This window comes from Arachidicoccus sp., from assembly GCF_050436765.1.
Lineage (GTDB): Bacteria > Bacteroidota > Bacteroidia > Chitinophagales > Chitinophagaceae > Arachidicoccus.
This window is the reverse complement of sequence record NZ_JBNQGD010000021.1, coordinates 1-13,777: the sequence shown is the minus strand read 5'-3', so window position 1 is coordinate 13,777 and position 13,777 is coordinate 1. Positions and strand designations below refer to the sequence as shown.

The 13,777-nt window shown below is 40.1% G+C and carries 6 protein-coding genes; all 6 read left to right on the top strand.

Annotation, left to right across the window (positions count from 1 at the left end; genetic code table 11):
• The coding region (locus ACQR30_RS00830; protein WP_429729900.1) for a hybrid sensor histidine kinase/response regulator transcription factor at positions 1-3,191 on the top strand (3,191 nt) is incomplete at its 5' end.
• 380 nt (positions 3,192-3,571) lie between these two features.
• Positions 3,572-6,427 (top strand): TIM-barrel domain-containing protein, encoded by a 2,856-nt coding sequence (locus ACQR30_RS00825; RefSeq protein ID WP_429729896.1) that lies wholly within the window; start codon positions 3,572-3,574, stop codon positions 6,425-6,427.
• Between the two features lie 21 nt (positions 6,428-6,448).
• A complete protein-coding gene (locus ACQR30_RS00820) occupies positions 6,449-9,649 on the top strand; it encodes a SusC/RagA family TonB-linked outer membrane protein (RefSeq protein WP_429729893.1) in 3,201 nt (1,066 codons plus the stop codon).
• An 18-nt stretch (positions 9,650-9,667) separates the two neighbouring features.
• The gene (locus ACQR30_RS00815; RefSeq protein WP_429729890.1) at positions 9,668-11,266 is read left to right on the top strand and encodes a RagB/SusD family nutrient uptake outer membrane protein; all 1,599 of its coding nucleotides are present in this window, start codon (positions 9,668-9,670) and stop codon (positions 11,264-11,266) included.
• A 31-nt stretch (positions 11,267-11,297) separates the two neighbouring features.
• Positions 11,298-12,113: a hypothetical protein gene (locus ACQR30_RS00810; RefSeq protein ID WP_429729887.1), complete on the top strand. Its 816-nt coding sequence runs from the start codon at positions 11,298-11,300 to the stop codon at positions 12,111-12,113.
• A gap of 247 nt (positions 12,114-12,360) precedes the next feature.
• A partial coding sequence (locus tag ACQR30_RS00805; RefSeq protein ID WP_429729885.1) for an alpha-L-fucosidase occupies positions 12,361-13,777 on the top strand: 1,417 nt, incomplete at its 3' end.

The window sequence follows — 13,777 nt, the reverse complement described above, 5'->3', positions numbered from 1 at the left end:
TAAATGATCCCGATGATGCCAAAAGCCTTAGCCAGAATTCGATTGTCAAAATTTATAAGGATAATAGTGGGATAATTTGGTTAGGAACCTATAAACAAGGCGTAAATTATTTAAACAGCAATATTGTTCAATTTCCGCTTTACCATCATCAGGAGTCAAATGTAAATAGTCTTCCTTATGATGATGTGAACAAATTTGTAGAAGACAGATTCGGAAATATTTGGATTGGAACAAATGGGGGTGGTCTGATCTATTTCAACAGAAAAAACAATTCATTTAAACAATATCTTCATAAAGCTAATGACATCAACAGCATCAGCAGTAATGTGATTATAAGTCTTTGTATTGATCATAATGGGATACTCTGGGCTGGTACTTACTTTGGGGGGCTAAATAGTTTCGACGGGAAAAAGTTTACACATTATCGACATAACGATAAGGATCCGGCGAGCTTAGCAGATGATAATATCTGGGATATTTTTGAAGACCAGGAGCAGAATTTGTGGATAGGTACTTTAGGCGGCGGGTTAGATCTTTTTGATAGGAAGAGAAATAACTTTAATCATTATCAAAACAATCCCGAAACATTGCCCTCTAATGTTATTTTCAAAATTCTTCAGGATAGAAAAGGAAATTTATGGGTGGGAACCGATAACGGCGTTGCTGTTTTTCTTAAAAAAAGAAAGCAATGGGTCGTATACCAACATTCAACGAAAAAAAATAGCTTAAGTAATAATAATATTATCTCTCTTTTAGAAGATAGCAAGGGTAGAATGTGGGTAGGCACACGTGAAGGGCTGAATTTGTTTAATGACCAAACCAACGGATTTCAAACCTTCACTATGTCAGACGGACTGCCGGATAATATGATAATGAATCTTTTGGAAGATGCGCATCAAACACTTTGGATTTCAACGCCAAACGGCTTGTGCAATGCTATTCCAAAACAAAAAGGGAGCAGAATGGTTCTTTCTGTCATCAACTATGACGAAATGAATAATCTGCAAAATCAGGAATTTAATAATAATGCTGCTCTTAGGCTGAGCGATGGAAAATTAATTTTTGGAGGACCCTCCGGATTTAATATCATTGATCCTTCCGCAAATAATAAATCTGTTTACAAACCTAAAATTGTCTTCACAGAATTAAAGATTCTTAACAAAAATATTTCACCTGGTGAAATAGTGGATGGTCGGGTACTACTGTCAAAATCTTTACTTCGACTTAAAAGCATTCATCTGAAATATAAGGAAAACGTTTTTTCCATTTCCTTTGCCTCACTCGACTTTACCCACAGCAATCAGGAAAAATATGCCTATATGTTGGCAGGTTTTAATGCAGACTGGTTATATGCAGACGATGGTCAACGAATGGCTACCTTTACCAACCTGGATCCCGGCAGCTATACCTTTAAGTTGAAGGTTTTGAAAAGTGATGGTTCCTGGAGTGCTGTAAAAGAACTGAAGGTGATGATTGAACCACCCTTTTGGAGAACGAATGTTGCCTATATAATTTACTTATTAATAGCCGGGGGCATATTCTTTTTAATCCGACGCATTTCTTTAGAAAGAATACACATGCGTTATGAATTGGCGCATCAACGTAAAGAAGCAGAGCGTATTCATTCTCTTGAGCAGTTAAAAACGAAGTTTTTTACCAATGTAAGTCATGAATTTCGAACGCCGTTAAGTTTGGTCATCGCGCCGCTAGATAAGATTATTAACCAAACAACTGATGAAGAGCAGCGTGGTCAGCTGAGTCTGGTGCAGCGCAACGCAAAGCGTTTACTTAATCTGGTGAACCAGTTACTGGACTTCCGAAAAATGGAAGTACAGGAAATAAAACTTCACCTTTCCATCGGCGATATTATCGTGTTCTGTAAAGAGATTAGTTTGTCCTTTCTGGATATTGCAGAAAAGAAGAAGATTCAATTCTGCTACGCTTCCAATGTAGATAGTTTGGAGATTTATTTTGATAAAGACAAAATAGAAAAGATTCTATTTAATCTACTTTCAAATGCCTTTAAATATACACATAACAACGGGCGGGTAAGTATAGAGCTTAATTATAAACCTTTAGAAAATAGTGAAACAGAGGGGACTTTTAGCATAAAAGTGCAAGATGACGGGATTGGCATTCCCGGCGATAAGTTGGAAAGAGTCTTCGAACGTTTCTTTCAAACCGATGTACCCGAAAGCATGGTAAACCAGGGTACCGGAATAGGATTAGCCATTACAAAGGAGTTTGTAAAGCTGCACAACGGGACTATTTCTGTGAAAAGTGAGCTCGAAAAAGGTACTTGTTTTACCGTATTGCTCCCGGCAAAAAAAGTATTTGAAGCACCGGTGCGCGTTGTTGTCAATCCTATTATGTTGAATGACTTGGAGGAACCTGATTTGAAAATGGATCCGAAAGCTTCTAAAAAGAAAAAGATTTTAATAGTAGAGGATAATGATGATCTGAGGTTTTATCTAAAAGACAATCTAAAGGAACAATACCATATTGAGGAAGCAGTCAACGGAATAGAAGGCTGGACGAAAATTAAAATAGGCAACCCAGATCTTGTCGTTAGCGACATTATGATGCCGCTCATGGATGGGATTGAATTAGTCAAGAAAATTAAAACGGAAACGCTTACAGCCCATATTCCTGTAATACTTCTTACAGCGATTGGAAGTGAAGAAAAAGAATTAGAAGGGTTAAAAGCCGGCGCAAATGATTTCGTTACTAAGCCTTTTACTTTTGAGATTTTGGCTTCACGCATTAGGAATTTAATGGCACAACAAAAATTATTGCAAAGGAGATTTCAAAAGCAAATTGAAGTAAACCCCAGTGAAATTACCATTACGCCAGTTGATGAAAAATTTCTCAAACAAGCCTTAGAAGTTGTTGAAAAACATTTAGACGACCCGGATTTCTCAGTAGAGGAGTTTAGCCAGGCCATGTTTATGAATCGCGTTACCCTATATAGAAAAATTCTTTCACTTACTGGCCGGCCACCGGTAGAATTTATCCGTTTAATTCGCTTAAAAAGGGCAGCCCAATTATTAAAGAAAAGCGGAATGTCTATTGCGGAAATTGCCTACGAAGTAGGCTTTAATAACCCAAAGATTTTCAGCAAATGCTTTAAAGAAGAATTTAAAGTAACACCTACCCAATATTTATCAGACCAAAAAAATAAGGATATTTAACCGGCAGGTTGCCAACACGCTTCGGCCGTACCAGGATTGGACTAAAGACTGTGCGCTACTGGAAGGTTACTTGAGTGGCATTTTATACCCCTTACTTTTGTTACGACAGGCATTTGCCCTTTGTCATAATGACATAATCTTTTGTTGAAAAGCAATAGCATTGCTTACTTTTTTGAAGTGAATGAAAAAGCTTCTCCAGCTTCACCTATAGATGCAAAAAACCGGCATTCAAAAGGAAAAAGGGACAATAATGATATTAAAGGCCCTTAAAATCAACCAATTGCAACATTTGATGCCTTCATTTGTAACATCGCACTACCTAAGAAAAAGCTAAATAACAATAGTTTTACAGCATTGAATCAAATAATAGTTTACTGTTTATGAAAATTCGTGCTTTAATATTTATTTCCCTATTTGTTTTTACAGTTAGTGCCTTATTGGCGCAAACGCCCTCTTATCTTAAGCTAGCTGATGGTATTATTGTCTATACCGATTCCACCTATACAGGCACCACTCATGCCGTTCAACTTGAAGTTGTCTGCGACGATATTATAAGAGTGATGGAGTCTCCTTGTAAAAAGATGGTACCGACGCAGAGCCTCATTACCGTCTATAAGAAGAACACGAATATCTCTTGGGATGTAGTCCCCTCTAAAGATGATGTGACACTTACAACTAAAAGGTTGATCGCCATCGTTAATCGCAGATCGGGGAAGGTCAGTTTTGAGCAGTTAAATGGCACAAAAATATTAAGCGCCGCACCTATTGATAGAAATACTTTTCGTCCAAATGTTTTTGACGGACAAAGGCTATTTAAGCTTACGCAAAAGTTCCAGACTTCTTCAGATGACAATTGGTATGGATTGGGACAACATCAGGAAGGCATAATGAATTACAAAGGACAACAAGTGACCTTTTTCCAGAATAATTCACAAGTAGCTGTTCCTTTTCTTATTTCTAAAAATAATTATGGTATTCTATGGGATAATTATTCGATTACGACAGCCGGAGATATCAGACCATTCCACCAATTGAATTCTTTAAAACTTTTTTCAAAAACCGGAGAACAAGGTTGGCTCACGGCATCTTATGCTAACAATAAAAATAAGCCGGAAAATATAGTTGTTCAAAGACCGGAATCTGATATAAATATGGCTTATTTGGGCGATTCAAAAAAACAATTTCCCCTGGGATTTACTCCGGAATCGGGGATGGTTATTTGGTCGGGAAGCATAGCGAGCGACCTGAATGGCTTATACCAGCTTCATTTTACTTTTGGTGGGTCTCTGAAGGTCTGGTTAGCAGGCAAGCTGGTATTAAACCAATGGCGAAAGGCTTGGAATCCTGCATTTGCAGAGCTTCCTGTGGAATTTGAAAAAGGAGAAAAAATTCCCATCCGTATAGAATGGATACCCGAGGGAAGCGAATCTTACCTGTCGATAAAATGGCAGGAGCCTCTTACGAAAGCGCAGCTGAATTCTTTTGGATTCTCTTCCGAGGCCGGGAAACAAATTGATTATTATTTTGTTTATGGCGATAATATGGATAGCGTCATTTCTGGTTATAGGTATTTGACTGGCAAAGCGACCATAATGCCAAAATGGGCTTTTGGTTTTTGGCAAAGCAGGGAAAGGTATAAGACGGAAAATGAGATCCTTTCCACCATGGACGAGTTTCGTAAAAGAAAGATTCCTATTGATAATATTGTGCTGGACTGGAATTACTGGCGTGAATCACAATGGGGTAGCCAGGAATTTGATAAAGCTCGGTTCCCTTCTCCAGATAGCATGATAAGTATTCTGCACAAAAAGTATAAGGCACATATAATGATTTCTGTTTGGCCGAAATTCTACGAAGGAATTGCTGCCTATAAGAAATTTGATAAGAATGGCTGGCTGTACAAAAGAAATATTGCTGACAGACAAAAGGATTGGATTGGCAAAGGATACGTCTCTACATTTTATGATGCTTTTAATATAAACGCGCGAAAGGGGTTTTGGGATCTGATAGATAAAAAACTCTATAGCAAAGGAATTGACGCCTGGTGGATGGATGCAAGTGAACCAGACATTTTATCCAATGTGGGACCCAGACGGAGAAAATTAGAAATGACCCCCACGGCTTTAGGGAGTTCAGCTGAATATTTGAACGCCTATCCTTTAGAAAATGCAAGAGGTATTTACGAAGGGCAGCGTTCGACCAATCCCAATCAAAGAGTATTTTTGCTTACCAGATCTGGTTTTGCCGGGTCACAACGATATGCTGCTGCGATTTGGAGTGGCGACATCGGCTCAACTTGGGACGATATGAGAAAGCAAATTACTGCCGGTGTGAATTTTTCCATGTCAGGTGTGCCTTACTGGACAATGGATATCGGAGGATTTGTGGTGCCGTCCAAATTTGAGAAGCCCAATGCGGCATCACTGGCGGAATGGAGAGAATTACTAACACGTTGGTCGCAATTTGGGGCGTTTGTTCCGTTGTTCCGGTCGCACGGCCAGTTTCCCTATCGCGAAATATTCAATGTCGCTCCGGAAAATCATCCTGCTTACAAAAGTTTTCTCTACTACGACAAACTGCGCTACCGTTTACTTCCTTATATCTATTCTTTGGCCGGGGCTACTTATTTTAATAATTACACCATCATGCGTGGACTAGTCATGGATTTTGCTGGTGATACAGCTGTTCTAAATATTGGTGATCAGTATATGTTTGGTCCTTCGCTTATGATTAATCCCGTATATAAATATAAGGCGCGAAGCAGGGCCGTTTATCTTCCTCAATGTGCCGGCTGGTATGATTTGTATTCGGGAAAATGGTTGGCCGGCGGGCAAAGAGTTGTTGCTGGTGCGCCTTATGAAAGGATGCCCATTTTTGTAAAGGCAGGCTCTATTATCCCTTTTGGTCCCGCTTTACAATATACCGCTGAGAAGAAAGCGGATACCATCACTTTTAACGTATACACAGGAGCGGACGCGTCATTTAATTTATATGAAGATGAAGGAACGAATTATAATTATGAGAAAGGCGCATATTCTGTCATTCCGATAAAATACAATGAGGCCACAAAAACAGTTACCGTTGGCAATCGGGAAGGGATGTTTAGCGGGATGCTTCAGAAAAGGATATTTCGTTTTCACTTTATAAGTCCGGACCATCCGATGATTTTGGATCTTAATAATAAGGATGGAAAGTATTTAATATATGAAGGGAAAAAGTTGGTAATAAAAAATTAGACAAACAATAAAAGGATAAATATGAAAAAAAACAAATCGGTTCTTTTAAGATTGTACTTCTCGCTGACAATCTTTGCTATTTCGATTGTGGGAAGTAGGGCAATGGCTCAGGCAATGGAGATTCACGGTACCATCATCAATCAGGGTACATTAGCAGCACTTCCCGGTGCGACTATCAATGTGAAAAATACGACGGTATATACTACTTCTGATGAACAGGGGAAATTTAAAATTGAAGCATCTGCCGGAGATGTGCTTCTTGTTTCTATGATTGGTTATCAAAGTACAGAAGTCGTTGTGGGGAAAACTGGTAGTGTTATTGTGAAATTAATACAAACAAATGCACAATTGAATGATGTGGTTGTAATAGGCTATGGTGCGCAACAGAAAAAATTTGTGACCGGCGCTACTGCTCAGGTAAAAGGTGCAGATCTTGCAAAAGTTAGTACAACAAATGCCATGCAGGCTTTGCAGGGACAAGCGGCCGGTGTTAATATTACGTCTGTATCGGGACAACCGGGCGGTGGGTTTAAAGTAAATATTCGCGGCGCCGGAACGATTGGCAATGCGAACCCGCTCTATGTTGTAGACGGTGTTATCACGAGCGATATTACTTATCTGAACAATTCGGATATTGCTTCTATTGATATCTTAAAGGACGCTGCATCAAGTGCCATTTATGGTATTAATGGGGCAAACGGTGTTGTTTTGATCACTACTAAAAGTGGGAAATCGAGTGGTAGAAAAGATGGACAAGTCTCCTTCGATGCTTATTATGGTGTTCAGAACGTTGCCCGCAAAGCGCCTTTATTGAATGCAAGACAATATGCTACTATGCAAAATGAAGCGGCGCTCAATTCGGGGAAAGCGGCTCTTTTTACACAAACGCAAATCGAAGCCTTAGGCAGTGGCACCAACTGGTTAAATCAAATGTTTTCTTCTAATGTACCGACACAAAATTTTAATATAGGCATTAATGGGGGTACGGACATTTCCTCTTATTCATTGGGTGCATCCTATACACAACAGGGGGGAATTGTCGGAGGTTCAAATCTTTCCAATTACCAACGCTATGATTTCCATACAAATTCCGAACGTAAATTATATAATGGCGCCTTGAGAGTAGGAGAACATCTTACTTTTTCTTATATAAATCAAAAAGGTATTGCGGATGGTGGCATATACAATACCACGCTGAGAGCCGCATTTACAACAAGTCCTTTGTTAGCCATGTATGATTCAACGGGTCACTATTTAAACAGCATGAACTCAACCGTATATAACGGAGGGCCATGGGACAACGGAGAGTCCAATCCTTATGCATTAATGGTCTATAATAGCCAAAACGATACAAAATCACAAAAATTATTAGGGGATGTTTACGCAGAACTTCAACCCATTAAAGATTTAAAAATCAAATCGGTTTTTGGTGTGGAATATGATGCTGCGGCAGCCCATAATTATAAACCGGCTTATGGCAATTTATCTATCTATGCTTACAACCTATATGAGAGTATTGGCCAGAGCAGTTCGCAGGGATTGACATGGAATTGGGATAATACGATAAACTATCTGTTTAAAATAAAGGATAGCAAATTTGATGTTTTAGGTGGTAGTTCAATTCGCGTTTCACACGGCTCTTATGTGGGAGGTAGTAATACAGGGTCTACCTTATTCAATTCTTTTGAACGTGCCTATTTAAGTAATTCAACTGTAACATCGATTTCGATGAGTACTGATACGAGTGCTGCCAATAGGCAAACTGTCACAAATAGTATGTCTCTTTATGGAAATGCAACTGCAGTTTCTGCTACCGCTTCTTTCTTTGGTCGCATAAATTATAGTCTAAAAGATACCTACTTAGCTTCCGCTATCTTGCGTGCAGATGGTTCCACCGTATTTGCCCCGGGTCATCAATGGGGATATTTCCCGTCTTTTTCTGCCGGCTGGATAGTAAGTAATGAATCTTTTTTGCAACCCGCTAAAAGTTGGTTGAACTTTCTTAAAGTAAGAGCAAGCTGGGGCTCCAACGGTAACGATGGTATAACTGCATTCAATTACCTGTCGCTTATCAGCCTAAGCAATGCCCAATATAATTTTAGTAATACCACCAGTACATTAACCAATGGCTCCTACCCTTCGACAATTGGTGTGGAAAATACTAAATGGGAAACTTCACAGCAAACCAATTTAGGTATCGATGCGCAATTGTTTAAAAACAAATTAAGTGTCAGTATTGATTTATATAATAAGCTAACGAAGAACTGGCTGATTGCTGCACCATTACTGGCAACGGCAGGCGTATCTACAAATCCATTTATTAATGGAGGAAATGTTACCAATAAAGGAATAGAACTTCAATTATCTTACAACAATAATATTGGTCAAGATTTTAGTTATTCTATTGCAGGTTCCTATGCCTATAATAAGAATTTGGTCAATGATATCCCAACAGCTGACGGAATTATACACGGTGCTACGAACAGTTTATATGTCAATTCGCCTGAATTTTTCCGTGCCTCTGCGGGAAACCCTATTGGTTATTTTTGGGGATATAAAACTGCCGGTGTATTTCAATCAGAATCAGATGTGGCTGCTTATAAAAATAAGCAGGGACAAGAGCTTCAGCCGAATGCGCAGCCTGGTGACTTGAAATATGTAGATGTAAACGGGGATGGTAGTATTTCGGCTAACGATAAAACAAATATTGGTGATCCAAATCCTCACGACGTGTTTGGGTTGAGTTTTTCCGGTGCTTACAAAAATTTTGATTTCTCGGTATCAACTAATGGAGTAGCTGGAAACAAAATTGCACAGAGCTATCGGGATCCTTCAAGTTCCTATGGTAATTGGACCACCCAAATTTTGAGTCGTTGGCATGGAGAGGGGACGTCAAATAAAGTACCTCGTGTAACGCAGGATAATAGCAACTGGACAGATTTCTCTGATCTATACCTTCAGGACGGAAGTTATTTAAGAGTTTCTAATATTAGCATCGGTTACGATTTCTCAAAAGCTATTAAATGTAAATATTTGAGCAAATTCCGCTTCTATATAGCTGTGAATAACGCCTTCACCTTTACTAAATACAATGGTATGGATCCCGAAGTAGGCTATTCTTCTTCAGACGCCAGTGGTGCCTATTCTTTCGGCCAGGGTGTTGATTTGGGCTTTTATCCTCGTCCGAGAACTTATATGGCGGGCGTTAATGTTATTTTCTAATTTTTAAAAAACATCATTATGAAAAAATATAGAATTATATTTATTGCAATTATAGGAGCCCTATCATTCAATTCTTGTAAGAAGTTTCTAACAACCACAGATACCAATCCGGTACAAACCAGTTCCTCGTATTATAAAACGCCCGCAGACGCCTTCACTGCGCTAGTCGGTTGTTATAACGGGTTAGATTTAATTTGGAATAACGGCGGGGCAGCGGCTTTCCCTGTTTGTACGGAAGTCTTTTCGGATAACTGTTTTGGTGGCACGGGTGCTTCTGACGGATTCGGATTTCAAATGCTGGACGAATTTGCGCCCAAAGTTTCCCCTTCGGATGCTTCTATATTTAGTGGTATGTGGAAGAATTACTACCAAGCCATCTATCGTTGTAACGTGCTGCTCCAAAACATGGATCAGGTCAGCTGGGGTGACAGTACAGGGTTGAAAATACAGTACACAGCAGAAGCAAAATTTATCCGTGCTTACTGTTATTTTGATATGGTACGTTTATGGGAAAAGGTTCCTTTGATAATAACACCCACCCTTGCAAATGTACCGCAAACCGATCCAGAGTTAACGTATGCTCAAATTATGAGCGATTTACGTTTTGGAGCGGACAGCCTCCCTTCGGTCGTTTATTCTGCCTCGCATCCTGGAAGGGTAACCAAATGGGCTGCGGAATCTTTATTAGCTCGTGTTTATTTATTCTATTCAGGATATTATGGAAAAGCTACAATAGGCAATGAAACGGCTGCTACCGCATTGGCGGCGGTGGAAGATGTGATTGCGCATAGCGGACACGGATTGGTAAGCGATTTTAATTCTTTGTGGCCAGCGGCTTCCATTGGTAAAAATGTGCCTTTTGCAGGCTCGGCAAATAAGGAAGCGGTATTTTCCATTAAGTATTCTTCTACAGGTGGTAATTATAACGGAAATGTCACAGGCAATACCTGGATGGTTATGGAAGGAATACGCGAACAAACCGTTTACCCCTACCAGTATGGATGGGGTGCATGCACTGTTGAGCCAAAACTATGGAATGCTTTTAAGGCTACTGACGCCCGCCGTTTTGCTTCGATTATTTCTATTGCTGATGAAAATCTCGCATTTACTGATGGATCCAAAAACCGCGAATACACAGGATATTATCTGAAGAAATACAGCCCAATAAGTGACATTAATGGAAATTCTATCGTTCCTAACTTTCAAAGTGGTCAATACCAGGATTATTATTCTATTCGCTACTCGGATGTATTGCTGATGGCCGCAGAATTAGGCAGTCCTAATGCTGTAAGCTATTTCAATCAGGTACATCAGCGTTCAAACCCTACCGATACGCCGGTTACCTCTGTCACTAAGGCAGATATTTTAGCAGAACGCAGGTTAGAATTCGTCGGCGAAGGAATCCGTTACTATGACGTATTACGGCAGGGTATCGCTACTGCAGCTGCTACCATTGCAGCCAATACAACAGTTTCTCTGTTTACGGATAATAGCTCTGCGCCGCCAACAGCTGCTCAATTGCAGGCCAATATTACAACAACGCGCGGATTCCAACAGATACCTAACGATCAGATCACATTATCATCCGGCGTATTAAAGCAAAATGCCGGCTGGTAATAATTATTCTAATGCTTAAAAATATAAAGAAATGAAAATCATAATATTAATTGCGTTTTTCGGATTGGTGACAGGTCTCTCTTCTTGTACCAAGAAATATGAATTAGGGACTTTAATGGACAAAAGTACTTTAAAGTACACGATAGCGCCGTCATCAACCAACCCCAATGATATTGTATTAACGAGTTTAACCCCCAATGTTACGCCGGTTTGGGTGACGCCTTCGGGGCAATCCCAAAGAATACAAGACACCATCAATATTCCTTTTCCCGGAACCTATAAATTTGTCTATGGTGTTGAGAGTGATGGTGGATTTGTTCAGGCGGATACTGCGGTTGTAACTATTAACACGCTGGATCAGAATGCCGTGAGTACCCCGATGTGGACGGACCTCACAGGTGGATTTGGTAAATCGAAAACATGGGTATTAGATTTAGATGCCAATGGCAAAAGTAAATTCTTTGGAGGGCCCATTTATTTTGCTGGAACTGGTTGGGAATGGGATGCCGGATGGTCTGGTAATAGTTGGATTTGTCCAGCGCTTGATTATGGAACGATGACTTTTGATTTGATTGGCAACGCAAATTTTAGTTCGAATAATAAGGCAATACCGGCATTGGGTGCTGCAAAAGGTACCTTCATGATGTACGCAGCTACCAACCAGCTGCAAACATTTGGTGCTGATGTTATTCATGATGGGGTTCAAGGTCCTACTGTCGTTAACTGGAATGCAAAAATGCGGATCCAATCACTTACGGACAGTACAATGCAGCTTATTGCTGTAAAAGATGCCAACGATTGGTTCATTTACAACTATATTTCTCAGGATTATTATAATACGCATTAGTCAATTTTGAATTAACAAAGGATGATAAAATATGGAGTACTTTGGGTTTTATTTCCTATTTTGAAGTTTATGTAAGCACTTCGTTTATTGTCATTTTGGCTGGTATAGTGTTAGTGGTGACTTTAGAGAGGTTGAAGTGAATGAAAAATCAGTGAATTAATTCTGATTAAAATGGGAACTATAAAAAAATAGAAGATGCTAGTCCCTCTATTTTGAAGCAATGATTGTTTAATAAAAATATTTGACTATGGAAAGAAGAAAGGCGCTGCAGTACTTAGGGAGCCTTGCTCCCGGTATTGTTTTATCGAAGCATTTAAAGGCAGTTAATCTACTTGGTAAAAGTAATGTAGAGAGCGTAAAGTTTCAACCGACATGGGATTCTTTATCACAATACAAAGTACCCGATTGGTTCCGAGATGCGAAGTTTGGTATGTGGGCACATTGGGGACCCCAATGCCAACCGGAAGCAGGTGACTGGTACGCCAGAGGGATGTATGAAGAAGGAGGAGGGCAATATAAATCACACCTTAAAAAATATGGACATCCTTCTGTCAGTGGCTTTAAAGAAATTATTCGTGATTGGAAAGCAGAGAACTGGAATCCCGAAGAATTGGTAGCCTTATATAAAAAAACGGGCGCCAAATATTTTATGGGGATGGCCAATCACCACGATAATATGGATCTGTTTGACAGTACTTATCAGAGTTGGAATGCTACAAAACTAGGTCCTAAGAAAGATATTATAGGCGGTTGGGCAAAGACAGCAAGAGCGAATGGTTTGCCCTTTGGTGTAAGTGTACACGCTGCACACGCATGGTTATTTTACGAAACGGCACAACGCCACGATCTGGAAGGCGCCTATAAAGCAGTACCCTATGACGGGAAATTGACAAAACAAGATGGCGCAGGTACATGGTGGGAAGGTCTGGATCCACAGGAACTCTATGCACAAAACCACGAACTAAGTAAAAATAGTTGGAATAATGGTACGATTAACACGCAATGGAACTGGGGCAATGGCGCCACCGTACCAAGTGAAGCCTACTGCGAGAAATTTCTAAAACGCCACCTCGAATTGATAGATAAATACGAGCCCGACTTAATGTATTTTGATGATACGGCGCTTCCGCTCTGGCCAATAAGCGATGTAGGACTAAAAGTGGCGGCCCATCTGTATAATAAAAATCTTAAAAAGAATAAGCAATTAGAAGCCGTGGTCTTCGGAAAGATTCTGGATGAGCAGCAAAGAAAATGCATGGTATGGGATATAGAACGCGGCCAGGCCAATGAGATACAGCCACTTCCCTGGCAAACAGATACCTGCATTGGAGGTTGGCATTACGATCGGACAATTTATGACAGACATGGATACAAATCCGCTAAAATCGTTATCCAAATGCTCGTTGATATCGTAAGCAAGAACGGGAATCTCTTACTCAATATTCCGGTAAGAGGCGACGGAACCATCGATGAGCAGGAAAGAGCCATCGTAGAAGAAATAGGCGCCTGGATGCGGCAAAACAGTGAAAGTATTTACGGCACCCGTCCCTGGAAGCAATTTGGAGAAGGCCCGGCTTTAGAAAATGTAGCAGCCTTAAGTGCACAAGGGTTTAATGAAGGCAAAGGCAAGCCCTTTGTATCGCAGGACATCAGATTTGCCCAAA